Origin of the sequence: Helicobacter canadensis MIT 98-5491 (assembly GCF_000162575.1) — a bacterium.
In the GTDB taxonomy this organism is placed as follows: Bacteria; Campylobacterota; Campylobacteria; order Campylobacterales; family Helicobacteraceae; genus Helicobacter_D; species Helicobacter_D canadensis.
In genome coordinates, this window is sequence record NZ_CM000776.2 from 96011 (window position 1) to 119380 (window position 23370).

The following is a 23370-nucleotide window of genomic DNA, read 5'->3' on the forward strand; positions in this document are numbered from 1 at the left end:
TTATCCTTGATTCCAAATATTTTTATTTATTTTATATTATTTTTTTTAAAATTTTACTTATTTATTAAGTAGCAATGAGGGGTGAAGATTAATGCGATATAATGTAAAATATAAGGAATATAAAATATTTGTTAATTTGGTAAGGAGAATTTATGCGGTTTGGGAAAATTGATTATTTAAATCTTTTGCCTTTTGAAGTTTTTATACGCGCCTATCCAACACCTTCTCAATTTATGTTGTGCTATAAAAAACGAAAATCTTATCCAGCTAAACTCAATAAAGAATTTCTATTTGGCTATATTGATGCAGGATTTGTGTCTTCTATCACAGCTTTGCGAAAAAGCAATTTTTTTGCTTCAAGAATTGGGATTGTTGCAAGGAAAAAAGTCTTAAGCGTCATTTGTCTTAAAGAAGAAGAAGGGAGTGATTATCAATCAGCAACTTCTAATGCACTTTTGAAAGTTTTAGGTTTAAAAGGGCGTGTTTTGATTGGAGATAGGGCGTTAGTGGAAGTTTTAAAGCAAAAAAAGGAAGGTAGAAAAGATTATATTGATATGGGGGAATATTGGGTTTCTAAGCAGGGATTACCTTTTGTTTTTGGGAGATTATGTGTAAGAAAAGATCTAGCTTTTTTTAAGAAAGTTATTCAAGCTTTTGAGAAAAAACACATTAAGATACCTTATTATATCTTAGATGAAGCCTCTTGCAATACAGGGGTAAGTAAAAAGCAGATTTTGGAATATCTAAAAGTTCTTTCTTATAAAATTGATAAGAAGGCTAATTTTGGTATGCAGAGATTTTATAGAGAATTGCGTATTTTAGGAATCAAACCTCCAAAACGATTCTAAAATAATGCATTTAATGTTAAATATAATTTTTTATTGTATAATAATAACTTTGATTTTATAAATTCCAAGATTTTTGGTAAAAAATAGGAGTAAGGAAATGGAGAAAACATTATCCATTATTAAGCCAGATGCAGTGAAAAAGAATGTTATTGGTAAAATTATTGATAGATTTGAAAGCAATGGCTTAAGAATTGCAGCAATGAAAAAAGTCCAATTAAGCCAAAGTGATGCACAAGAATTTTATGCTATTCACAAAAGTCGCCCTTTTTTCAATGATTTAGTTACTTTTATGGTGAGCGGTCCAGTTGTTGTAATGGTATTGGAAGGATTGAATGCGGTTGCAAAAAATCGTGAATTAATGGGAGCTACTAACCCTAAAGAAGCAGCAGCAGGCACAATAAGAGCAGATTTTGCTGAAAGCATTGATGCCAATGCAGTGCATGGAAGTGATAGTTTAGAGAATGCGGAAAAAGAAATTAAATTTTTCTTTGCAGAAAGGGAAATTTGCTAATTGGCTTCTAAAATTCCTTTTTTAAGAGCATTTCAAGTTTGCAAAAATGGAGAGAAGATTCCATTTTGTCTACAGCAAGATTCGGTTAAGTTTGAGGGTTTCTTGTCTTATGATAGGAGTTATAGAGATTTTATCAAGCTTGATGCAAGATTGCAAGGAGAGATTGAATTGATATGCGATTTGAGTGGGGAAGAATATTTAGAAGTATTAGATAATGAAGTTTCATTCTATCTTAGCAATGGAAAAGTTAGTTTAGATAACGAGCATTTTGAAGAAGTTGTTGAGTGTGAGAATGGAAGTGTTGATTTAGAAGAAATTTTGAGGGGCGAATTGGAAATGATTCGCTGTGATTATCATATTAAAACTAATTAAAACTAAAATTTAAGGAGTAAAAAATGGCAGTACCAAAGAGACGCGTAAGTAAAACAAGAGCAGCAAAGAGAAGAACGCATTATAAAATTGCTTTAGCAATGCCTATAAAAGATAAAGATGGCACTTGGAAAATGCCTCATAGGGTAAATAAATTTACTGGAAAATATAAAGACTAAAGTCAAGCCTTGGTAAGTATTGTGAAAATTGCTGTTGATGCAATGGGTGGTGATTTTGGAGCTTCACCACTTGTAGAAGGTGCTTTGTGGGCATTAAAGGAGAGAGATTTTTCTCTAGTGCTTATTGGAAATAAGACTATTCTTGATCCTTTGATTCCTGTGGATATGGCGAATAAGGTTCAAATTGTTCATTGTGAGGATTTTATTGCAATGGATGATGGTGCTACTGCAGCACTTAAGCGTAAAGATAGCTCGATTTATTTGGCTATGGAGATGCTCAAAAATAAAGAAGTGGATGCGGTGGTTTCTGCTGGGCATAGTGGTGCAACTATGAGTTTGGCGACTTTGAAGATTGGACGCTTAAAAGGTATTTCTCGCCCTGCAATTTGCACTTTAATGCCACGAATAGATGGAAACAAAAGCTTAATTATCGATGCAGGGGCTAATGTAGATTGTAAGCCTGAGAATCTCTTTGAATTTGGCATTATGGGTTATGAGTATGCCAAATGGATTTTAAAATATCCCAAAGTGCGAATCGGATTGCTTGCTAATGGCGAAGAAGAATGCAAAGGCAATGAAAACACAAAAGCAGCAATGGAAATACTAAGGAATCATCCAAGTTTTATTGGAAATATTGAGGGTAATAATATTTTTGATTCTTCTGTTGAAGTGGTTGTATGCGATGGTTTTGTCGGAAATGTTGTCCTAAAAACAAGTGAAGGTGTTGCGGATTCAATCATTCATCTCTTGAAGCAATATATTAAAAGCTCTCTTATAGGGACTTTTGGAGCATTGTTTATGAGGGGTGTGTTTAAGAAACTAAAAAAGCAAATTGACTATGCAGAGTATGGTGGAGCACCGCTCCTTGGTATTGATGGAAATGTGATTATTTGCCATGGAAAAAGCAATGCCAAAGCAATGAAAAATGCAATTTTTCAAGCAATTTCTACGATTGAAAATAGCATCAATGATAAGATACTAAGTGCTTTGCAACTACACAAAATGCCAACAAAATAATTTTTAGGAGATCCTATGGAGAAAAAAATCTATGCAAGTTTAAACTCCATTGGAGCTTATGTGCCAAATAAAATTGTAACAAATGATGATCTTTCAAAAATCGTTGATACAAGCGATGAATGGATACAAAAAAGAACAGGTATCAAAGAGCGAAGGTTTGCTGATTCTACTGAAGCGACAAGCGATTTAGCAACTAAAGCAGCACAACTTGCTATAAAAAGGGCAAAGCTTACTCCTAATGAAATTGATATGGTGATTGTAGCAACTATCTCTCCAGATTTTCTTTGTATGCCTTCAACGGCTTGTGTGGTGGCTAATAATCTTGGGATTATTAATAAACCTGCTTTTGATATTTCAGCGGCGTGTAGTGGTTTTATTTATCTTTTGTATCTTGCAAAATCATTTATTGAATCTAGGGCTTGTAAAAATATCCTTATTATTGGTGCAGAGAAGTTATCAAGCATTATTGATATGGAAGATAGAAGCACTTGTGTGCTTTTTGGAGATGGTGCGGGAGCTGCTGTGATTGGAAGTAGTGAAGATCCAAGCCAAGCTATTTTAGATGTGAGAGTGGCTTCTAATGGTGGCTATCAGGAGTTTTTGATGACGCCTGGTTGTGGGAGCAGGAATCCGGCGAATGCTAAAATGCTTGAAGATCGGTTGCAGTTTATCAAAATGAAAGGCAATGAAACCTTTAAAATAGCCGTGAAAACACTCACTAATGATGTGATTGAAATTATGAAAAATAATCATCTAACAAAAGATGATATTGATTTTTTCATTCCTCATCAAGCTAATTTACGGATTATTTCAGCAGTGGGAGAGAGTTTGGGATTTCCGATTGAAAAAGTAGCTCAAAGTGTGCAAAAATATGGCAACACTTCGGCTGCTTCGATTCCTATGGCAATGAATGATTATTATGAAGCAGGGGCATTAAAGAAAGGTTCTAGGTTGCTCCTTGATGCCTTTGGTGGTGGATTAACTTGGGGATCAGCGATTCTTAGTTTTAATGGCGAATAACTAAAATAGATAATTCATATAATATTTTATTAATCATAAATAAGATATAATTTAGCCTTCATTTTGATTATTGATTGAAGGAATTCAAATGCGGGCTATTTGGTTATTTTTGCTCATTTTTGTCAGTCTCCAAGCGGTCGAATTTGCGGAAGTTGGTGTTGAGCCTATCCCTGATTCTATACCTTTTGATGAACAAAAAGCGAGACTTGGTAAAAAATTGTATTTAGATGCAAATCTTTCAAAAGACAAAACAATTTCTTGTAATTCTTGTCATCCTTTAGAAAATTATGGTGTTGATAATTTGCGTTTGTCTTTAGGAGTTGGTGGTGCTACTAATGGAGCGACAAATTCTCCTACAAGTTTTAATTCTGTTTTTAATTTTGTGCAGTTTTGGGATGGTAGGGCTAAGGATTTACAAGAACAAGCAGCAGGTCCTTTGCTTAATCCAGTGGAACACGGAATGACAGAAGATGCAGTAGTTGCTGCTGTTAAAGACAATCCAGAGTATGTGAAGAGTTTTGGAGAATTGTACGAAGAGGGGATTACATTTTTGACAATCACTGATGCTATTGCTGAATTTGAGAAAACTCTACTGACGCCTAATTCGCCTTTTGATAAATGGTTAAAGGGAGATGAAAATGCTATCACTCCAGCTGCCAAGAGAGGTTTTGAAGCTTTTAAAAGCAATGGTTGTATTTCATGTCATCAAGGACAAAATGTGGGTGGCAATATGTATCAAAAAATCGGAATCTTTGAGCCTTATAATGGTAGCGGACCTAATGGCAATTTAGGGCGTTATAATGTAACCCAAGATGAAAATGATAAATTAGTCTTTAAAGTGCCTTCTTTACGAAATATTGCCAAAACCGCCCCTTATTTTCATGATGGAAGTGTAGAAACATTGGAAGTTGCCGTGCAGTTAATGGCATTTTACCAACTTGGAAAATTTTTAGATAATGAAGTGGTAATGGACATTGTTTCATTTTTAGAAAGCCTTACAGGAGAATATAATGACAAACTCCAATAAAAAAACCTCTCTTTTTCTTTATCAATTCATCGGATTATCTGTATTTGTCCTTATTTTTATGCTACTTTTGTTGTTTTTTATTTTTAATAACTATGTAAGTGAAGAGAAAAACTCTCAAATTGCAGATTCTCTTAAGAAGCTAGAAAGCTATGATTTAAGAATTGATTCGGTTTTCAAAAATCAATTTAACTTTATTAATTATGATTCAAGTGTTAGAGATTCCAATAGTTTTGCCAAAGAATTAGAGTTTTTGAAGTCTCAAGGGATTGAAATTAGTAAAATACAAGAGATTTTTAACGCTAAGCAAAATCAGCTTGATAGATTTAAGCGAGCTAATTCGATTGCTTTTAATTCCAAAACTTTTTTGTATGTGCTTCATCAAGAAATTGCTAAGCTTACAGAAAATAATCCTGCTTATTCTCAAGTCCTTAAGCTTACTAATGTCATCCTAGCAAAACTTGCAACAGAAAATATTTTAGAAAGTGAGAATCTTAAGAATCTAAATAGCATCATTAAGCAATTAGAGAGCTTTTCAAACCTTAATGAGCAAAATATTCAACTTTTTATTAAACATTACAAAATGATGTTAGCTCAAGCTTCTTTAATGCAGCAAAATTCTACAATCTATCAAGAACAAGCCTTGCAAAAAGAGATTGCTTTGGTGAATGCAATGGTAAAAGAGCGTCTTAAAAAAGAAAGCCAAAATAGACTTTATATTGCTTGTGGTGTGTTTGGTGCAACTTTGTTGTTAGTTTTATTCTTTATTTTCTTAACGCTTAAAAAAGTGATTATCCCTATTTCGCTTTTAGAAAAATTAACTAAGAATCTTGCTTCCAAAGAAGCCAATTTGAAATCTCGTTTGGTAATCGATCAAAAAAGTGAGCTCTCTCAAAGTGCTAATTATATCAATACCTTTATTTCTGTGGTTGAAAAATCGATTTTAGAGGCAATGGAAAATGCCAAATCAAGTCTTCATAATTCTCAAAAACTACAAGAAAACGCGGCGGTTTTGCAGCAAAATTCTGATGCTCAAAATGAACAAATTATAGATTTAAGAAAGATAGGAGAGGCTTTAGATAGTCATATCCAACAAAATAGTGTTTTGGCTGAAAACACAATTGAAGATATGAATAAAATGCAAAGTGTAATGCTAAAGGCTGAAGGGACATTGAAGGAATTGGCAGAATTAATTACCCAAAGTAATGAACAAGAAAGCATTATTATAGAAAATATGGACAATCTCTCAAAGAGTGCTGATAGCATTACAGGGATTACAGAGAGTATTAAAGAAATTGCAGATCAAACCAATCTTCTCTCGCTAAATGCAGCGATTGAAGCAGCTAGAGCAGGGGAACACGGAAGAGGTTTTGCAGTTGTCGCTGATGAGGTAAGAAAACTCGCAGAAAAGACAACTAAATCGCTATTAGAGATTAATGCTACTGTTTCTTTGATCACACAACAGATTCAAGAAAATATTGAAGGAATGGATGTGGTGCATCGCTCAATGAGTAAAACCAATGAAGTAGCACAAGAGTTGCAAGGCGAAGTGGTTGATACAATGGAGCGTTTAAGAATGGGTGTTGAATCAACGCAAAATATGGCAGAAAAAAATATTGAAGCAAAAGATAAAATGGCAATTTTGGATAAAAAATTAGGAGCAGTTAGCGATATTTCGCAACACATTAAAACCCTTTCAAGTGAGGTGAATGCCATTTCTATTAGCGTTCTTGATGGATCTAGCAAGCTTTCAAGTCGGTTAAGTAGCTTTCAGTAAAGAAGCTCACTTTTGCACCTTTTAGCTAGAAAATATCACAATATGATTCTCCATTGTGCAAAGTGGAGCTTTTAGTGTTTTCGCACTCTAAGATTCCATTTTTAAGCACAAAAGACACAGATTTATCAGAGTTAATTCCGATAAAACCATTGTTTTGTATTTTGAAATAGCAACGACTAGGTTGCATATCTAAGTTTTTATAAAGTTTGGATAAGTCAAGGTTTTGGGCGGAATTGTTTTGGGCTTTGATATGATTTCTTAGTGCAATTTTGAAATTAAGAACTTGAATTTGCAGTTTTTTATCACAGGCACTTTGCTGATAATTAAAAAACTTTGGGATTCCAAAGCTAAGCAAGATCCCAAGCAAAAGTAAAACTAACAAAACTTCTAAAAGTGTGAAAGCTTTGTGATTTGAAAAAGGTTTATTAAAATACAATAGAATTGCTTAGAAGCGGTATTGTAAGTGGGTTTGCTGAAGTAAGATTGATTTGATAGAGCAGTTTTTGGCAAGTGTCTCCATTTGTATCTGGAGTTTCAGTGGTAGAGATTTTCAAAAAACGCACTTGATTAGGTGTGTTAGCTTGTGTGCCATTTGAATCGCTGAGTAATTCTGCACTGATGCAAGATCCTCCTCTAGATGATTCAAGTTTTGTAGAAATCGTATAATCTCCTAGATTCCAATTGGATTCGCTCAAAGTGATAGCATCGCTAAAAGTGCCTTGTCCTTGTGAGAGAAAATAGGCAGGAAAAGAGCTTTTTAGGGTGCTTATATCGCTTTTTAGTGCGACAAGTTTGGCATCATCGCGACTAGCAGAGATTTTTGGAATAGCAATGGCGGCTAAAATACCTAAAATAACTAGAATAAATACTAGCTCAAGCATTGTGAAGGCTTTTTTGCTTTTTGATTCCATTGCATTTCCTAATTTATAGCTATTGCTTCTTATTTAGATTCTAGTGATTTTATCACTTTCTATCGTGTGTGTAAAGGGTTTTTAGTTTTTTTTGGTATCATTAGAGAAAATTTTTGGGAATAAAAGGATTGAAATATGATAGAAACTAAGATAAGCTCGGTGGGGGGGGGCAGAGTCATTACAATACTCATGTTTATGATTTTTTAGAAGAAAGTCTTACTTGTTTTAGCGAGAAAACTGCTTTTGTTGAGCCTTTTGCTAAGGAAAGAAAGGAAATCACTTATAGGAATTTTGATACTTTCTCTAAAAAGGTAGCTAGTGAAATCTTAAGAAGTCTAGGAAATGAGAATCCTATTCAAAGTCCAGTTTTAATAATATTGCCTAAGGGAATTGATTGTTTGATTTCATTTTTTGGGGTGGCATTGAGTGGGAATTTCTATACACTCTTAGATGAAAAAAGCCCAAAAGAAAGAGTAGAAAAAGTCATAGAAATCCTAAAACCTAGACTTTTTATCACTTCAAAAGAATTGAAATTCGATTTAGCCTTGCCTACACTATACACAGAAGATTTTGAAGGTTTTGATATAGATGAGTGTCTAATCCAAGTCGCCAAAGAAAAGCATATCGATACAAATTTGCTCTATGTTCTTTTTACTAGCGGAAGCACAGGAATCCCAAAAGGAGTAAGTATAGCACATAAAAGTGTGATTGATTACACTTCTTGGGTGTGCGAAACTTTTAAATTTGATGAAAATGAAATTTTGGCCAATCAAGCACCATTTTATTTTGATAATAGTGTTTTAGATATTTTTTCAAGCATAAAATCAAGTGCAACCTTGCATCTTTTGCCTAATCATCTTTTTGCTTTTCCAAATAAAATTTTAGAATGCCTAGAAAAAGAAAAAGTAAGCACTATATTTTGGGTGCCTTCAGTGTTGGTCTATTTTGCCAATGAAAAGGGATTGCAAAAATATCCATTAAATTGCTTAAAAAGAATTCTTTTTGCCGGTGAAATCATGCCTAATAAACAATTAAATATTTGGCGCAAATATTTATCTAACGCGTTTTTTGCTAATCTCTATGGTCCTACTGAAATTACTGTTGATTGTTCTTTTTACATAGTAGATCGTGAATTTAAAGATGAAGAGCTTTTGCCTATAGGTAAGGCTTGTAACAATACACAACTTTTAGTTTTTGATGAAAATATGAATTTGATAACTCCTAAACAAATAGGCATAAAAGGTGAGCTTTATGTAAGGGGGACTTGTTTGTCATTGGGTTATTATAACGATAAAGAAAAAACCCAAAAAGCTTTTATACAAAATCCTTTGCACAATCATTATTTGGACTTGCTTTACAAAACAGGAGATGTAGTCGCTTATAATGAATTTGGTGAGCTTTTATGCTATGGGCGTGTGGATAATCAAATTAAATACATGGGGCATCGCATTGAGCTTGGAGAGATAGAAAGTGTGATTAATTCCCATCAAAAGATCAGAAATAGTGTTTGTATCTTTAAAGAAGAGATTGTATGCTTTTATGAAAGTGAGGAAGAGATTGATTTAAAAGTTTTTTTAAAAGATAAATTGCCTGCCTATATGATTCCAAAAAAAATTGTAAAACTTGATAAATTCAAACTTAATCAAAATGGAAAAATTGACAGGAAAGTTTTGAATGAAATTTCCATTTAGCAAACTCATAGTTATAGGAAGAGGTAATGTTGCTAGAGAGTGTTTAAGGATTGCAGAGCAGTTTTTTGAGACAAAAGGGGAATTATTGTTTTTGTTTGGGAATAGTGCTGAAAAAAGCAATTTAGATCTGTTGTTTAAGAATGTGAAAAACTCTCTTATTATTAGTGCTAATAATTTTTATATTTTCAAAGAAGAATGTGTTAAGAATAATACTATAATTAATTATCATAATGCACTATTGCCAAAACATAGGGGTAGCAATGCTCATATTTGGGCTATATGGGAAGGTGATAAAAAAACAGGAGTTACTTGGCATCAAGTCGATTGTGGCGTAGATACTGGGGCTATCATAGTTCAAAAAGAGATAGAGATAGGTGAAATGATGGCTATGGAGCTTTTGCAGAAGCAGCATCTGTTGGCGATTGAAACTCTAGAGGAATGTTTAATGAAATTACTAGAGAATAAAGTTATGCAACAAAAAGAGGAAGAAACCAAATATCATTTTGCTTCAAAACTTCCAAATGATGGTTTTTTAGACCTGCTATGGGAATATAATAAAATTATTAGATTTATGCGTTCTATGGATTGTGGTTTTGCAAGGGCAAAAGTAAAATTATCGGATGATATTTTAAGAATCTTAAAATTTAATTTTAATGATGATAGAATAGAACTAATTTTAGAAAAACATATTGTAATTTTAATTTTAAAAAAGGAGAAAAAATGAAAGAAATTAAACAATTTTTTGAAAAAAGTAGGAAGAAGTGACATAAATGAAACGATGGATAATTTAGTTGAGGATGGCATCATAGATAGTATGGAGATTATGAGTCTTATGCAGGAAATAGAAACTCATTATGGCGTATTTATTGATTTTGATTATATTACTCCAGAAAATTTGAGAAATTTTCAAAGTATTAGTGCAATGATAGAAAGTATTAAAAATCAATAAGGTTATGCAAATGTCTGAAAATCTTAATGTTGTTTGTATAGGAAATTGTGATTTATATCCTACTCGTGGTTTTGTTGGAGGATTAAGGGAAAGTGGAGCAAAGGTTGTATCTTATTCAGAATCTTGGAATGCTATCCATTCTGTTTTATATCATATAGAAAGAGTAGAAAATCAAGATACATTTCATAATTCAGATTTAATAGTTTTGGGAATTGGCGGTCAAAGTAATAATAGAGATTGGATTCCTTTATATAAAATTTTATACAAAAAATTATGGAAGTTTAATAAAAAGATTGTTGTATGTATTTGGCTCCATTCATATCTTAATGAGCTTGAAAAATTTCATCATGTGCAATGTGAAACATATGGTTTTAATTTGATTGATACGGTAAGATATTGCAAAGAAAAAGGAATTTTTGATTTTTACGCAGGTTATTATGATTTTCGGCATCCTTTTTATTCTTTTATGAGTGGAATATCTAAAAGGATTATTAGGGAATATGAAAAATTGCAATACCCAAAACAACTGAGCAATGTAATTGATGATGCTGATTTTAAGATTGTTTCTTTTGTGGAGTTTGTAAATGAGGATGCGATTAAAAAAGTGCACACTTATACTCATTATGAAAGTATTTATGTATTGCAAAATGGGCAAGAAGTAAAAATACCCTCTAAATATGAAGGTTATACATTGATTGGTATTCATACATTTAATGGAGCTGTATATAATTTTGTTCAAGGAAAACTTTTTACAACCTTTATTTTAAAAAATAAAAGCAAAAAAGCTTTAGTACATACAATAAGATATAATTATGTTACCCCAATTAACTCAAAATACTTTATTATTGATAATGAAACTTTTTTAGAGCGGATGTTTGATGAAACAATAGAGAAATCACAATCTATTTTTAATAAATGTGCTGCAGAAGATGCAAATTTGGGCTTGATTGCACTTTTGCTAATTAAGGATAATAAATGTTTAGAAAATCATGAAATTGACTATGATGAGAATTTTAAACTATCAAGCAAATATGATTTTTCTTACTTGTTAGATTTTTTAATTGAATGTAAAAAATTTATAGAGGATTATAATAAAAGACAAGATCCGATTAAACTTGGCCCCCTCCAAACCCAACTTCAAGAAAAAGATCAAATCATCCAAACTAAGAATCAAGAGCTAACTTCTAAAACCAAAGAACTCACCCAAACTAAGAATCAATTAGATTCCGCTAAAATTCAACTCAATTCTACTAAAAAAGAATTAGATTTCACTAAACAGCAATTAGATTCTAAAACCAAAGAACTCATCTCTCTCCCTATTAAAAAACAAACTTTAGAAATAAAGAATTTAGAGCAAGATAATCTATTAAAACAAATACAAATTCAAGAAGCTAAACAAGACTTAATCAATAAACAATTACACACCAAACAACTTGAAAAAGAGTTAGGATATAAATCTAATGTTTTAAAAGAATTAGAATTAAAGAATCAAGAATTAATTCAAACTAAGAATCAATTAGATTCTACTAAAAAAGAATTAGAGTTAAAAAATAAACAATTAGAATCTGCAAATAAGATTCTATCTTCTAATCCAAATACTTCTCATTTTATTCAAAATACTTCTAACTTTAAAGGAAAACTATCTTATCTTAATACTCTCACTACTGCCAAATCTAGAATCCACAATCATCTATCATATAAACTAGGACAAGCTATGATAGAAAATTCTAAATCTTTATTAGGCTATATTAGAATGCCTTATGTTTTATCTTATATCAAAGATAAACACAAACAAGAGCAACAACAATACCAAGAAGCTATTAAAAAGAATCCTAATCTTAAACTCCCTAATTTAGAATCTTATCCTGATTACAAAGAATCCTTAAAAGAAAAAGAATGTTTTACTTATAAACTAGGAGAAGCTTTTATAAAAGCTGATAAAACCTGGTATAAGGGTGGGTATGTTAAGTTGTGGTTTGAGGTGAGGAGGTTGAAGGAGGAGAGAAAGTAGATTTCATCACCCAAAGAGCATTTTATTTTGAAGGCTCCAAGGTAAAAAAGAATTTCTATGCCCAAACATAATTGATTCTATGTTATGAATAAAATACAATTGCCTAAAAAGCGTGTTAGTAATATCAAAGAATCTTTGACATTGCATAAATGGTGGCGGTTTCGCTGCGTAGAATGTTGGAGTGGATAGCGGTGTATTTGGGATTACTCTTTAGAAGCTCTCTTTCTTGTGGGCTAAAGCCACCTTCAGCACCAACCAAAATGGGAATTTCTAGGCTACTCTCTAGTGCCTTTCCGCCAAAGTCCAAAACCCCAGTATTAGGATATTTTTCTAAAACTTCTTGTAGGTTTTCTAGCATTTCAATTTCTAAGAGTGTGATTCGACCGCATTGCATACAAGAATTTTCTAGAATCTTTTGAATCCGCTCTAAGTTTAACTTGAAATTTTTTTGTGAATATTGTGCATAAAAAAAGCTAATTTTATAAATATTAAGTTCATTAAGAAAAGGCAGTGTTTTTTCGATAATTTTGGGATCAATCATTGCCCAGATTAGATGTCCTTTGGATGGATTTTGAGACGGTGTTTCAAGCTTAGATTCTAGCCTTAGGGTGGCATATTTTTTGCTCAGATCAGCAATGCTGTAAGTGTAGCAATAATAATCCCTAAGATTTCGTAGTTGCAATGATTCTGTTTTTTTAGTGCGTCTTGAGTGAAAGAGATGATGATAAGCCTCCCCATCTAATATCAAGGATTCATTGCCGGCATCTTTGTGGATAATAAATTGCATTTTAACTCCAAAGAATAAAAATAAATCCAAAAGCACAAAAATCAAAAAGATATTTTAGCCTTGCCCATTTAAAAAAGGATTCTCTAATAGCGGGGTTAGATTCTACTCTAGTTATTTTTTGCTTTTTGTGGCGTTTGATTTCGGCGACAAAAACAACTAGCCATAAAGCCGTCATAACAAGGATTTTGGGGGTTAGGATAAATCCAAGGGTCGCCCAAATAACAAGTCCGCTAAAAAGACTTGCACTTAAAAATAGGTAATACGCAGGAGCGGTGATTGCAAGGATTTTTAGCTTTTTGGTGTGTGAGGGATAGAAAAAAAGAGCGTAAAGATTGATAATGGGGAATAAAAATAAAGGCAAACAAAGCCATAAATGATAGGTTAAAAGTTCGGTAATGATTAATTCCAAAAGAGAGCCTTTTTGTAAAATTTTGGAAATTGTAGCAATAAAAGCATAGCTTGTAAAGTCATATAGGCTTTAAAATTTGGGCTAGATTTAGTTTGTAAGATAGGGGAGAATCTTGCTCCATTCTTTTAGGAGTAAGGGGAGGGTGTATTTTGCATTAGTGGGGCTACTTGAGGGCAAGGCAATGTGTGGGAGCGGGATAAAATGGCAAGAATGGGGGAGGCAGAAAAATTGGCAATAGAGTTGAGAAGCCTTTTGCCCATTGGTAAAAATGGCTTGTATTTGTGTATTTAAAATGAGTTGATGAATGGGGTTTGGCTGGAGCATTTTTAAGGTGCTATCGCTAGAGTTTCGGATATGGCAGATTTTTGCAATATCAAAGAGTGCAATATGGTGGATTCTGAGAAAAGCCACTTTGTCTTCTTTGGGTTTATTTTGAAGGGGAAAATCAAATAAGTTTTCTAGGATTTTCCAAAAACGATTTTGTTTGTGTGCGTAATAAAAAGATTCTTGCCTAGAGGTGATAGAAGGAAAAGATCCAAGAATCAAAACCTTAGAATCTTGGAAAATAATTGGCTTAAAAGGGTGATAAAAGGCTTTAGAATTGGTCATAAAGTAGCTTAGCTGCCATAGAAAAAGATACAATAACAATAAGGGGCTTGATGATTTTGATTCCATATTTGATGGCTGCCCTTGAGCCAAGATTCGCTCCGATAAACTGCCCCACTGCCATAACAAGCCCGATTCCAAAGAGCATATTTCCGCCAATGGCAAAAAAGATTAAAGAGGCAAGGTTGGTTGAGAAATTATAGAGTTTTGCTTCAGCTAGGGCATTAGTAATCCCAAGTCCTCCTAGGGCGATAAGGGCTAACATTAAAAACGATCCCGTGCCTGGACCAAAAAATCCATCATAAAATCCTATTCCTGCAAGAGCTAAAAAAAGATAGGCTTTGTGAAAATGTGTGGCTCTTTGATCTTCGCTAATTTTTGGCGAAAAGAGAAAGTAAAAGCCAAAAATCATAATCAAAAAAGGCAAGAATTTGGAGAGAAAATCGATGTTAATAAACTGCACAGAGATAGTTCCTAGACTTGAAAAAATAAAGACTAAAATGGCAAAGGGAAGGCATTTTTTTAAGTTTAAATAGCCCTTTTTATAAAAATGTCTTGTCGCAGAGAAACTTCCAAATGAGCTTTGAAGTTTATTGGTTGCAAGCGATTCTAAGGGTGAAGCTCCAGAGAGTAGAAGTGCAGGTAGAGTAATCATTCCTCCCCCTCCAGCAATTGAATCAATAAAACCTGCTAAAAATGCCGCAAAAAAGAGCAATATAAGAGTGCTTATTTCAAATTCCATTTTGTATTCCTTTTAAAAATAGAATTATAGCTTCAAGGTGTTTTTTGTTTCTTTAACTATGCTAATATTTTTGATATAATAGAATACTTTTTTATTGGGTGAGGATTGGTTTTGAGAAAAAATATTTTAATATATGGCTTTGGTTGGACAGGAAAAGCAACTTTGGAGTTGTGTGAAACTATGGGTTGTGCGTGTAAGGTGATTGATGATGGAAATTTATTAGAAAGAGAAGGTTTTATTAGCTATGAAACATTAAAAGAGAGTTTGCAATATGATTCGCAAGCTTTTGACGCTTATTTGATTGCTATAAGTGGGAAAACAGAAATTATTCAAAAAATTAAAGATAAATTATTATCCATCAAATCCGTGGGGGGGGGCAATTATTGAGGAGAGATTAATTTGTCCTATCGCACTTGATGGATATAATCCAAAATTTTTAAAAGTTGTTATGGAAAAATATAGAGATTCTCAAGCTTTTGTAGAAGCAATATTGAATAGAAGTTTTGATTTTGGAGCAATTAAACGGCATTATTTAGAGTTAAAGAAAAGAAATATACAAAGTGATGTTGCTTATCGTTTGGCAATAGATAAAAAATATCCAAGATTGAATACTTTTGCAAAAATTTTTAAACTTGGGATTAGGAATTCTAATACTATTAATTATTTTGGAATTCCATTACCTATTGATTTAAATTCTCCAGATAAAAATTTTTTCTTAAAGAATGAGATTGACTTTGAAGCACTAAAGCAAAGAGATAAAAGTGTTAAAGTGGTTTTGGTATTTGGTCCGAGTACGGTGAGGGAAAGTTATATGGAACATCAAGAAGATGCTTTGGTATTTAAAATTCAAAAAAAACTCAACAATTCTAGTAATTCTTGTATAAAAATAATGGTATTAAATTGTGGGTTTTCTGGATTTACTTTGTATGAACAGTTTTTATTGTATGCCACTCTGTTTTATGCTGTGAAACCTGAAGTGGTGATAACATTTTTTGGTGGAGTAGACATTTTTCAAGGTGGGGTTGGGTGTGAATTACTTGTAAAAAACCATGCAATATTTTCCAGTATTTTTTATGAACAAGAATTTAAGGAAAAATGTCAAAGTATATTTCCTCTGAAACATCAATTGTTAAAAAGCGATTTTTATCAAAATTCTCCAAATAAAGAGGATATTTTGGTGGCTCTTCAAACGCGTTTGAAGCAATTTTATGATATGGTTGTAAGTAATAAAGGAATATTTTGCCCCATTATCACTCCTTTATTGGCTTACAAGCAGCATTGGAGTGAAAAAGAGAAGGAATGTTACAGAACAACTTTAAGGGATTTTAAAAATATTGGATATGATGAAACAAATCAAGAACGACAAATGTTGGAAAAATTTAAAGCTATGCAAAGAGATTTTGTGATTTATGATGGTAATGAGGCGACAAAAAATTCTATAGAAACTTTGTTTATGGATTGGATTCACCCAAATGCTAGAGGAAATGAATTTATAGCTGAATATGTGAGAAAGTTATTGAAAGGTATTTTATAAATTAATTTTTAGTTATAATTATGGAGATTCTTTAAGGAGTAAAATGACTTATGATGTGATTGTAATTGGTGGTGGGCACGCTGGTATTGAGGCATCTATTGTTTCAGCAAAGCGAGGTTGTAAGACTTTGCTTTTGACAATGCTTGTAGAACAAATTGGAGCAGCAAGTTGTAATCCTGCTGTAGGTGGGCTTGGAAAAGGGCATTTGGTAAAGGAAGTGGATGCATTAGGCGGAGTAATGGGCTATATCACCGATAAAAGCGGGATTCAATTCCGCACTCTTAATGCTTCAAAAGGTCCTGCAGTGCGTGGGACTAGAGCGCAAATTGATATGGATAGATATAAAATTATTGCGCGTGAAATTTGTTATCAAACCAAAAATCTTGAAGTTTCACAGCAAATTGCAGAATCGCTATTGTTAGAAAACAATTGCATAGTGGGGGTTAAAACCAATATCGGTAAAGTCTATCACGCCAAAAAAGTGATTTTAACCACAGGGACTTTTTTGCGTGGAAAGATTCATATTGGCGAGAATATCTCTAATAACGGCAGAGCAGGAGAACCACCCGCAATGGAGCTTGGAGAATGCTTGAGAGAATTAGGACTTGAAGTAGGAAGGCTAAAAACTGGGACTTGTGCTAGAATCAAAGCAAGTAGCATTAATTTTGAAGCTTTAGAGAAGCATTATGGTGATATGCCACCCCCCTTTTTTAGCAAACAAACTCAAAAAGAATTAGGCAATAAAGAGTTTTCTCCCACTCAACTTCCTTGCTATGTAACTTATACTAATGCCAAAACTCACGAAATTATCCGCAATAATTTTCATAGAGCACCAATGTTTATAGGACAAATTGAAGGGATTGGACCGCGTTATTGCCCAAGCATTGAAGATAAGGTGAATCGCTTTAGCGATAAAGAACGCCATCAGCTTTTTTTAGAGCCACAGACACTAGAGGCAAATGAATATTATATTAATGGTTTGACAACTTCCTTGCCTTTTGATGTGCAAGAAGAGATGATACATAGTATTGAAGGTTTGGAAAATGCAGAAATTGTGCGTTATGGCTATGCTATTGAATATGATTATATCAATCCAACAGAATTAAAGCACACGCTAGAGACTAAAAAAATTAAGAATCTGTATTGTGCAGGGCAGATTAATGGCACCACAGGTTATGAAGAGGCAGCGGCACAAGGTATTTTTGCTGGGATTAATGCTAGTCTTAGTGTTCAAGGAAAAGAAGAAATCACGCTAAAGCGTAATGAAGCTTACATTGGCGTGATGATTGATGATTTGGTAACAAAAGGCACCAAAGAGCCTTATAGAATGTTTAGTTCAAGGGCAGAATATCGATTGCTTTTGCGTGAGGGAAATGCAATTTTTAGGCTTGGAGAATTAGCTTATAAGTTAGGCTTAATGCAAGAAGAAGAATATCAGGCTTTATTGCAAGATAAAAGCGATATTCAAAAAGGTTTGCAATGGTTAGATTCTACTGCACTTACACCAACGCAAGAGATTTTGACATTTTTAGATTCTATTCAAGAAGAAAAAATTAGTGATAAGACAATTTGGAGAACAATTGTGGGGCGTAGAAGCTTTGATTTACCTAAGCTTTTGAAAATTGGAGAGATTATTCCAACGCCTTTTGAGAAGTTTTCACATCGTGCCTTGGAAGAAATTTTGGTAGAAGCAAAATATGCAAACTATATCCAAAAGCAACAAAGTCTTATTGATAATATGGATAAAATGTTGAGCATCAAGATTCCAGCTGATTTTAGCTTTGATACGATTCCAGGATTAAGCTTGGAAGTGGTAGAAAAGCTTAAAAAATTCACTCCAAAAAGCCTTTTTGAAGCCAGTGAGATAAGTGGAGTAACTCCTGCTAGTTTAGAAGTTTTGCAGCTTTATATTCATTTGTATCATAAGAAAAAATCCTTAGAATTAACAAGGGAAAATAACTAAACTTTATTTTAGAGAGATTGCGTTAGAATCTCATCTTAAATTATCTTTAGGTGTAAAATATGAAAATCACAACAAAAAGCCTTTTTCAGACATTTTTGATCGCTATGGTCTTATCTTTTTTATCATCTTCTGTGAGCTTAGCTCAAGAAAAAAAGGGGGAAGAATCGCGTTTAGATTCTTATAACAAACTCCGAAAAGTGATTGGGACGGTGGAGCAATACTATGTTGATGAATTAACTTTAGAGCAAATTGTTGATAAAGCCATTGATGGCTTATTGTCAAATCTTGATGCGCATTCTGCGTATTTGAATGAAAAAAAGTTTGAGGAACTTAAGATTCAGACTAATGGAGAATTTGGTGGCATTGGAATTACTATTGCACTTAAAGAGGGCGCTTTAACAATTATTGCCCCTATTGAAGGGACTCCCGGTGATAAAGCAGGTTTAAAAAGTGGAGATATTATCTTAAAAATTGATAATGAAAGCACTTTGAATATGAGCATTGATGAGGCAGTCAATCGTATGCGTGGAAAACCCAATACAAAAGTGCAACTTACAATTGTAAGAAAAAATAATCCAAAGCCATTGGTTTTTGATATTACAAGGGATAATATTAAAGTAGAAAGCGTTTATGTAAGAGGGATTGAGAATACCAATTATGTTTATGTTAGGGTAACTTCTTTTGATAAAAATGTAAGCCAAAGAGTGGAAGAGGAGCTTAAGAAGTTTAAAAAAGTTGATGGAATCGTATTGGATTTAAGGAATAATCCTGGAGGGCTTTTAAATCAAGCTGTGGAATTAAGTGATTTATTCTTAGAAGATGGTGTGATTGTTTCTCAAAAAGGACGCATTGAAGATGAAGATATTGTGTATAGAGCCAATAAAAGAACACCTTATCCAAAAGTGCCTTTAGTGGTGTTGGTTAATAATGGAAGCGCAAGTGCTAGTGAAATTGTTGCAGGAGCAATTCAAGACAATAAACGCGGGGTGCTTGTAGGGGAAACAACTTTTGGAAAAGGGAGTGTGCAGGTGATTTTACCAACAGAAGAAAAAGAAGCTTTGCGTTTAACTATTGCACGCTATTATTTGCCAAGTGGAAGAACGATTCAAGCAGTGGGTGTAACACCAGATGTTGAAGTAGGGCCAGGAGCTGTCCCAGTGGATAACGATCGTATTAGTATTAAAGAAGCTAATTTGCAAAAGCATTTAGAAGGTGAATTGCAAAAAGTTGATGGCAAAGAAAATAAAGCCAAAAAGAAAGAGGATAAAAATACCCTTACGCAAGAGGCGATTCTTTCGGATATTCAGTTAAAAAGTGCTATCGATGCTCTTAAAGTTTTTAAAGTAGTTAAATAAAAGGAGAAAAGGTGCAAGTAGAACAAAAAGAAATGATGTATGAAGGTAAGGGAAAGAAGCTTTATAAAACTAATGATGCTAATTTAGTGATTGCAGAGTTTAAAGATGATTTAACAGCTTTTAATGCCGAAAAAAAAGGGAGTGAAGAAGGGAAAGGAAGCTTGAATTGCAAGATTTCAACAGAAATTTTTAAATTGCTTCAAAAAAATGGAATCAAAACGCACTATGTGGAAACTCTAAGTGATAATTTAATGCTTTGTAAAAAAGTGCAGATTATTCCTATTGAAGTGGTAGTAAGAAATATTGCTACAGGATCTTTAAGTAAAAGATTGGGAATCAAAGAGGGAGAAAAATTGCCTTTCGTGCTTGTGGAATTTTATTACAAAGATGATGCATTAGGTGATCCACTTATTAATGATGAACACGCTTTGATTTTAAATTGCGTTAAGAGTGTGGAATCGCTAGAGACTTTGCGAAAAATAGGGCGTGAAGTTAATGAAATTTTGCGTGAGTTTTTTGATTCTAAAAATTTACTTTTAGTAGATTTTAAACTTGAATTTGGCGTGGATAATGAAGGGAATATCCTATTGGCTGATGAAATTACTCCTGATTCTTGCCGTTTTTGGGATAAAGAAACAAAAGAAAAATTAGACAAAGATCGATTTAGGCAAGATTTAGGGAATGTCAAAATGGCATATGAAGAAGTTTTAAAGCGAATCTTATCTTAAGGTAAAAATATGAAAGCAGAAGTGATTGTGTCATTAAAAGAAGGGGTGCTTGATCCTCAAGGCAAGGCGATTTGTCACGCTTTATCTTCATTGGGATATAGCAATGTCAAAAATGCAAATGTAGGGAAGGTGATTACTTTAGAAATCGAAGGAGAAGACAAAGAAAAGATTCGCAAAGAAATAGAAGCAATGTGTGAATCGCTCCTTGCAAATGTAGTGATAGAAGACTACAAAATTAAAATATAAACAAAGAGATCCAATGAGTGTTGCTATCTTACAATTTTTAGGAACAAATTGCGAATATGATATGCAGTATGCCTTTTCTTTATTAAAAGTGCCAACGCAAATAGTTTGGCATCAAGAAACTAATTTGCCTAGTGGAACCAAGCTTGTTGTGATACCTGGTGGATTTAGTTATGGTGATTATCTGCGAAGTGGTGCAATTGCAAGGTTTGCGCCTATTATGAAAGCCGTGGTGGAGTTTGCCAAAAAAGGTGGCTATGTGCTTGGAATCTGCAATGGATTTCAGATACTCCTTGAGAGTGGATTATTGCCTGGGGCAATGAAACGCAATGAAAATTTACATTTTGCTTCCAAAGAAGTCTGTTTAAGGGTTGTGAATAATAACAATACATTCTTGAAGAATTTTAATAAAGAGGATTTATTGCAAGTGCCTATTGCTAATGCTGATGGGAATTATTATATTGATGAAGCAGGTTTAAGAATATTGGAGCAAAAAGAACAAATTTTATTAGAATATGTTGGCTATCATAATGGTTCAGTGAGAAATATTGCAGGAATCTGTAATGAACAAAAAAATGTTTTTGGACTAATGCCCCACCCAGAACGATGCGTAGAGAAAATTTTGGGTGGAGATGTAGGGCTAAAAATGCTAGAAGGTTTTTTAGAGATTCTATGAGATTTTTACTTTTTTTCTTTTGTATTGTTGGGCTTTTTGCACAGGAAACTTCTATGTTTCCACAAGATTCAAACACTTATAATCAACGCACGCAAAATCAAAATTCCCCTCAAAATTTTTTGCCTGCTACTCCAGCCCCAATTGAAAAAAATCAAATCCCCTTAGTGCAAGAAAAAGACTTAAAAGATCCCTTTGAAAAATCACTGCCACAAGAAGATTTAGCCACTTTACAAAATAGCGATTCTAATCAAGCCCCAAATTCTATTCAAGAAAATTATCAAAGTGCCTTAAAGCCTAAAAATGTTTATTTAAGCTTTGTTAGTCCGCTTCAAAATGTTTTGTATGTTAAGCAAATTATTCCTATTGAAGTGAAGCTTTTAATTTTTGGTGAATATTCCACAATTACTACAGATTTTATCACTAAAGATTCGAGTGTGAGCGTATTAAATCCGGAGGAAAATTGGATTTTAAATCAAGATTCAAGCTTAAAGAATACTTTTTATTTTAGGATTGAGCAGGCTAATTTTACGATTCCCAAAATAGAAGTTACAATTCAAACCAGTGAAGGAAAAGTGAGAGAATCCACAGAATCCATCACAAGTAGAGCTGTGGCTTTAGAGCGAAAAGGTAATTATTCACAAGTGGTTGCCGATGATCTTAAAATTATTGATACTAAAATTACAAGTTATGATTCACAAAGCAATTTAGCAGTTTTTCAGCTACAAAGCACGATGGGAAATTTATTTGACTTTCATTTGGAGACTTATGCACAGCAAGGAATTGAGAGTAAAAAGGGGGATTATAAAGAATCAGAGATTTTTTATTATGCGGTAGTGCCTAAGAGCTTGGATAAAATTTCCTTTGATTATTTTAATGTGCAAAGTGCCAAATATGTGGAATTACAAATTGATAATTTTTCACAAGATGATCGTGTTAGCACACAGAGTGATATTAGACCCAAAAATACTTTGCAGATTTATAAAATCCTAGCTGCAATTTTCTTGATTATTGTTTTTTTGGGATTATATTTGTATTACCGAAAAAAACTTTTCTTAATTTTAGGGGCTATTGTATTAGTTGTTTTATTGTATTTGTTGTCTATTAAAACTTCTGCGACTTTAAAGTCAAATGTGGAAATTAGGATTCAGCCAACTTTTAATTCAACAATTATTTTAACAACACAAAATCCTATGGAGGTGAAGATTCTTTCAGATAAACACGGCTATTACAAAATATTGCTTGAAGATGATCGTATTGGATGGGTGAGAAAAGATGGTATCCAAAATTAGGGCTTTTAGTGCGATAGTTTATATTGCAGTGGTAATACCTTTTTGTATTGCCTTGATGTATTGCTTTCAAAAATCTCACAGGAAAATACGGGCAATAACAGCTAAAGTTTTTATTCAAATCTTTGGGGTAAAAGCACAAGTATTTGGAGAGATAGATAAGGAAGCAAGGATTTTAGTGATGAATCATCAGAGTTTTATGGATGTGATTTATCTAGAAGCGATGCATCCTAATAATTTGTGTTGGATCGCTAAAAAAGAATTGGGAAAACCCTTTTTGTATGGTCATGCCCTAAAAGCTCCTAAGATGATTTTGATTGATCGAGAAAGTAAAAAAGAAATGGTGCATTTGCTTAAAGAAGCTAAGGATAGATTGCAAAATGGGCGAACTTTATGTATTTTCCCAGAAGGCACTCGCTCATTAGGGGGTGAGAAACTTTTGCCTTTTAAAAGTGGAGCTAAAGTGCTAACAGAGCATTTTGGGCTTAAAGTGCAACCAGTGGTTTTTTGTGGAACAAGAAAATGTTTAGATATAGGAGCGATGCACTTTTCTAATGAGGCTTTTATGGTGAAATATTTACCTTCTTTTGTGCCAGAAGGTGAGGATTGGTTTGTGGAATTAAAAGAAAAAATGCAAAAAGAATATACAAATCTCTATTCACAACTTTTTGCAGTATCAAACTCATAAATCGCCTAAGTAGAGTGGGCTTTTATGTTATAATTTATTTTAAAAT

At 33.2% G+C, this 23370-nt stretch carries 26 protein-coding genes and 1 pseudogene; 21 read left to right on the forward strand and 6 right to left on the reverse strand.

Features of this window, described 5'->3' with window-relative positions; translation table 11 throughout:
* Positions 1-152: 152 nt before the first annotated feature.
* The 8 genes from HCAN_RS00535 (at position 153) to HCAN_RS00570 (ending at position 6745) form a co-directional block, all read left to right on the forward strand.
* Positions 153-848: an MqnA/MqnD/SBP family protein gene (locus HCAN_RS00535; RefSeq protein WP_006656065.1), complete on the forward strand. Its 696-nt coding sequence runs from the start codon at positions 153-155 to the stop codon at positions 846-848.
* Between the two features lie 97 nt (positions 849-945).
* Positions 946-1359 (forward strand): nucleoside-diphosphate kinase, encoded by a 414-nt coding sequence (gene ndk, locus HCAN_RS00540; RefSeq protein WP_006656064.1) that lies wholly within the window; start codon positions 946-948, stop codon positions 1357-1359.
* Positions 1360-1731 (forward strand): DUF177 domain-containing protein, encoded by a 372-nt coding sequence (locus HCAN_RS00545; protein WP_006656063.1) that lies wholly within the window; start codon positions 1360-1362, stop codon positions 1729-1731.
* A gap of 23 nt (positions 1732-1754) precedes the next feature.
* On the forward strand, positions 1755-1907 hold the full coding sequence (gene rpmF, locus HCAN_RS00550) for a 50S ribosomal protein L32 (protein WP_006656062.1): 153 nt from the start codon (positions 1755-1757) through the stop codon (positions 1905-1907).
* Positions 1908-1925: 18 nt separating this feature from the next.
* A complete protein-coding gene (gene plsX / locus HCAN_RS00555) occupies positions 1926-2924 on the forward strand; it encodes a phosphate acyltransferase PlsX (RefSeq protein WP_034556413.1) in 999 nt (332 codons plus the stop codon).
* Between the two features lie 15 nt (positions 2925-2939).
* Positions 2940-3944 carry a beta-ketoacyl-ACP synthase III gene (locus HCAN_RS00560; RefSeq protein ID WP_006656060.1) on the forward strand — a complete coding sequence of 335 codons (1005 nt, stop codon included), beginning with the start codon at positions 2940-2942 and terminating at the stop codon, positions 3942-3944.
* Positions 3945-4032: 88 nt separating this feature from the next.
* On the forward strand, positions 4033-4971 hold the full coding sequence (locus HCAN_RS00565) for a cytochrome-c peroxidase (protein ID WP_006656059.1): 939 nt from the start codon (positions 4033-4035) through the stop codon (positions 4969-4971).
* The gene (locus HCAN_RS00570; RefSeq protein WP_006656058.1) at positions 4955-6745 is read left to right on the forward strand and encodes a methyl-accepting chemotaxis protein; all 1791 of its coding nucleotides are present in this window, start codon (positions 4955-4957) and stop codon (positions 6743-6745) included. The genes HCAN_RS00565 and HCAN_RS00570 overlap by 17 nt, the downstream gene beginning before the upstream one ends.
* A gap of 25 nt (positions 6746-6770) precedes the next feature.
* On the opposite strand, the gene HCAN_RS00575 is transcribed toward HCAN_RS00570, so the two are convergent.
* Entirely contained in the window at positions 6771-7181 is a 411-nt protein-coding gene (locus HCAN_RS00575; RefSeq protein ID WP_006656057.1) for a prepilin-type N-terminal cleavage/methylation domain-containing protein, read from the reverse strand.
* The gene (locus HCAN_RS00580) at positions 7171-7656 is read right to left on the reverse strand and encodes a type II secretion system protein (RefSeq protein WP_006656056.1); all 486 of its coding nucleotides are present in this window, start codon (positions 7654-7656) and stop codon (positions 7171-7173) included. The genes HCAN_RS00575 and HCAN_RS00580 overlap by 11 nt, the downstream gene beginning before the upstream one ends.
* 185 nt (positions 7657-7841) lie before the next feature.
* Here HCAN_RS00580 and HCAN_RS00585 point away from each other — a divergent pair.
* The 4 genes and pseudogenes from HCAN_RS00585 to HCAN_RS08230 all read left to right on the forward strand — a co-directional run.
* Positions 7842-9347: pseudogene (locus HCAN_RS00585) on the forward strand (amino acid adenylation domain-containing protein); the annotation flags it as partial.
* Positions 9331-10071: a formyltransferase family protein gene (locus tag HCAN_RS00590; RefSeq protein ID WP_006656054.1), complete on the forward strand. Its 741-nt coding sequence runs from the start codon at positions 9331-9333 to the stop codon at positions 10069-10071. The pseudogene HCAN_RS00585 and the gene HCAN_RS00590, both read left to right, overlap by 17 nt.
* A gap of 54 nt (positions 10072-10125) precedes the next feature.
* Entirely contained in the window at positions 10126-10296 is a 171-nt protein-coding gene (locus HCAN_RS00595; protein ID WP_006656682.1) for an acyl carrier protein, read from the forward strand.
* 10 nt (positions 10297-10306) lie between these two features.
* Positions 10307-12307 (forward strand): coiled-coil domain-containing protein, encoded by a 2001-nt coding sequence (locus HCAN_RS08230; protein ID WP_006656683.1) that lies wholly within the window; start codon positions 10307-10309, stop codon positions 12305-12307.
* 124 nt (positions 12308-12431) lie between these two features.
* Here the strand turns inward: HCAN_RS08230 and HCAN_RS00605 are convergent, their stop codons facing one another.
* From HCAN_RS00605 to HCAN_RS00620, 4 genes are all read right to left on the reverse strand, one after another.
* Positions 12432-13094, reverse strand: a complete 663-nt coding sequence (locus tag HCAN_RS00605; protein WP_006656050.1) for a 16S rRNA (uracil(1498)-N(3))-methyltransferase — start codon at positions 13092-13094, stop codon at positions 12432-12434.
* Between the two features lies 1 nt (position 13095).
* Positions 13096-13503 carry a hypothetical protein gene (locus tag HCAN_RS00610; RefSeq protein WP_006656049.1) on the reverse strand — a complete coding sequence of 136 codons (408 nt, stop codon included), beginning with the start codon at positions 13501-13503 and terminating at the stop codon, positions 13096-13098.
* A gap of 87 nt (positions 13504-13590) precedes the next feature.
* Positions 13591-14112 (reverse strand): DNA-deoxyinosine glycosylase, encoded by a 522-nt coding sequence (locus HCAN_RS00615; protein WP_006656048.1) that lies wholly within the window; start codon positions 14110-14112, stop codon positions 13591-13593.
* Positions 14099-14851, reverse strand: coding sequence for a TSUP family transporter (locus tag HCAN_RS00620; protein ID WP_006656047.1), 753 nt, complete (start codon positions 14849-14851; stop codon positions 14099-14101). Before HCAN_RS00620 ends, HCAN_RS00615 begins: the two co-directional genes overlap by 14 nt.
* 111 nt (positions 14852-14962) lie before the next feature.
* Here HCAN_RS00620 and HCAN_RS00625 point away from each other — a divergent pair, with 111 nt between their 5' ends.
* The 9 genes from HCAN_RS00625 (at position 14963) to HCAN_RS00665 (ending at position 23324) form a co-directional block, all read left to right on the forward strand.
* Positions 14963-15238, forward strand: coding sequence for a hypothetical protein (locus HCAN_RS00625; RefSeq protein WP_034556378.1), 276 nt, complete (start codon positions 14963-14965; stop codon positions 15236-15238).
* A gap of 61 nt (positions 15239-15299) precedes the next feature.
* On the forward strand, positions 15300-16385 hold the full coding sequence (locus HCAN_RS00630; RefSeq protein WP_006656684.1) for a hypothetical protein: 1086 nt from the start codon (positions 15300-15302) through the stop codon (positions 16383-16385).
* 43 nt (positions 16386-16428) lie between these two features.
* Positions 16429-18348 carry a tRNA uridine-5-carboxymethylaminomethyl(34) synthesis enzyme MnmG gene (gene mnmG / locus HCAN_RS00635; protein WP_006656044.1) on the forward strand — a complete coding sequence of 640 codons (1920 nt, stop codon included), beginning with the start codon at positions 16429-16431 and terminating at the stop codon, positions 18346-18348.
* A 59-nt stretch (positions 18349-18407) separates the two neighbouring features.
* On the forward strand, positions 18408-19703 hold the full coding sequence (locus tag HCAN_RS00640) for a S41 family peptidase (RefSeq protein WP_006656043.1): 1296 nt from the start codon (positions 18408-18410) through the stop codon (positions 19701-19703).
* Positions 19704-19735: 32 nt separating this feature from the next.
* Positions 19736-20431: a phosphoribosylaminoimidazolesuccinocarboxamide synthase gene (purC, locus tag HCAN_RS00645; RefSeq protein ID WP_034556416.1), complete on the forward strand. Its 696-nt coding sequence runs from the start codon at positions 19736-19738 to the stop codon at positions 20429-20431.
* Between the two features lie 9 nt (positions 20432-20440).
* The gene (purS, locus tag HCAN_RS00650) at positions 20441-20677 is read left to right on the forward strand and encodes a phosphoribosylformylglycinamidine synthase subunit PurS (protein WP_006656041.1); all 237 of its coding nucleotides are present in this window, start codon (positions 20441-20443) and stop codon (positions 20675-20677) included.
* Positions 20678-20690: 13 nt separating this feature from the next.
* Positions 20691-21350, forward strand: a complete 660-nt coding sequence (purQ, locus tag HCAN_RS00655) for a phosphoribosylformylglycinamidine synthase subunit PurQ (RefSeq protein ID WP_006656040.1) — start codon at positions 20691-20693, stop codon at positions 21348-21350.
* Positions 21347-22639, forward strand: coding sequence for an SH3 domain-containing protein (locus HCAN_RS00660; protein ID WP_181806868.1), 1293 nt, complete (start codon positions 21347-21349; stop codon positions 22637-22639). The genes purQ and HCAN_RS00660 overlap by 4 nt, the downstream gene beginning before the upstream one ends.
* Entirely contained in the window at positions 22623-23324 is a 702-nt protein-coding gene (locus HCAN_RS00665; protein WP_006656038.1) for a lysophospholipid acyltransferase family protein, read from the forward strand. Before HCAN_RS00660 ends, HCAN_RS00665 begins: the two co-directional genes overlap by 17 nt.
* Positions 23325-23370: the final 46 nt, after the last annotated feature.

What these genes read in the sequence shown, in the direction of transcription:
- HCAN_RS00660 (WP_181806868.1), top strand. Translation starts at nt 21,347, where the DNA reads ATGAGATTTTTACTTTTTTTCTTTTGTATTGTTGGGCTTTTTGCACAG.
- HCAN_RS00570 (WP_006656058.1), top strand. Translation starts at nt 4,955, where the DNA reads ATGACAAACTCCAATAAAAAAACCTCTCTTTTTCTTTATCAATTCATC.
- HCAN_RS00630 (WP_006656684.1), top strand. Translation starts at nt 15,300, where the DNA reads ATGGAAAAATATAGAGATTCTCAAGCTTTTGTAGAAGCAATATTGAAT.
- HCAN_RS00580 (WP_006656056.1), bottom strand. Translation starts at nt 7,656, where the DNA reads ATGGAATCAAAAAGCAAAAAAGCCTTCACAATGCTTGAGCTAGTATTT.
- HCAN_RS00615 (WP_006656048.1), bottom strand. Translation starts at nt 14,112, where the DNA reads ATGACCAATTCTAAAGCCTTTTATCACCCTTTTAAGCCAATTATTTTC.
- purS (WP_006656041.1), top strand. Translation starts at nt 20,441, where the DNA reads ATGAAAGCAGAAGTGATTGTGTCATTAAAAGAAGGGGTGCTTGATCCT.
- HCAN_RS00665 (WP_006656038.1), top strand. Translation starts at nt 22,623, where the DNA reads ATGGTATCCAAAATTAGGGCTTTTAGTGCGATAGTTTATATTGCAGTG.
- mnmG (WP_006656044.1), top strand. Translation starts at nt 16,429, where the DNA reads ATGACTTATGATGTGATTGTAATTGGTGGTGGGCACGCTGGTATTGAG.
- HCAN_RS08230 (WP_006656683.1), top strand. Translation starts at nt 10,307, where the DNA reads ATGTCTGAAAATCTTAATGTTGTTTGTATAGGAAATTGTGATTTATAT.
- rpmF (WP_006656062.1), top strand. Translation starts at nt 1,755, where the DNA reads ATGGCAGTACCAAAGAGACGCGTAAGTAAAACAAGAGCAGCAAAGAGA.
- HCAN_RS00640 (WP_006656043.1), top strand. Translation starts at nt 18,408, where the DNA reads ATGAAAATCACAACAAAAAGCCTTTTTCAGACATTTTTGATCGCTATG.
- HCAN_RS00620 (WP_006656047.1), bottom strand. Translation starts at nt 14,851, where the DNA reads ATGGAATTTGAAATAAGCACTCTTATATTGCTCTTTTTTGCGGCATTT.
- HCAN_RS00560 (WP_006656060.1), top strand. Translation starts at nt 2,940, where the DNA reads ATGGAGAAAAAAATCTATGCAAGTTTAAACTCCATTGGAGCTTATGTG.
- ndk (WP_006656064.1), top strand. Translation starts at nt 946, where the DNA reads ATGGAGAAAACATTATCCATTATTAAGCCAGATGCAGTGAAAAAGAAT.
- HCAN_RS00595 (WP_006656682.1), top strand. Translation starts at nt 10,126, where the DNA reads ATGGATAATTTAGTTGAGGATGGCATCATAGATAGTATGGAGATTATG.
- HCAN_RS00535 (WP_006656065.1), top strand. Translation starts at nt 153, where the DNA reads ATGCGGTTTGGGAAAATTGATTATTTAAATCTTTTGCCTTTTGAAGTT.
- HCAN_RS00565 (WP_006656059.1), top strand. Translation starts at nt 4,033, where the DNA reads ATGCGGGCTATTTGGTTATTTTTGCTCATTTTTGTCAGTCTCCAAGCG.
- HCAN_RS00590 (WP_006656054.1), top strand. Translation starts at nt 9,331, where the DNA reads ATGAAATTTCCATTTAGCAAACTCATAGTTATAGGAAGAGGTAATGTT.
- purQ (WP_006656040.1), top strand. Translation starts at nt 20,691, where the DNA reads ATGAGTGTTGCTATCTTACAATTTTTAGGAACAAATTGCGAATATGAT.
- HCAN_RS00605 (WP_006656050.1), bottom strand. Translation starts at nt 13,094, where the DNA reads ATGCAATTTATTATCCACAAAGATGCCGGCAATGAATCCTTGATATTA.
- purC (WP_034556416.1), top strand. Translation starts at nt 19,736, where the DNA reads ATGATGTATGAAGGTAAGGGAAAGAAGCTTTATAAAACTAATGATGCT.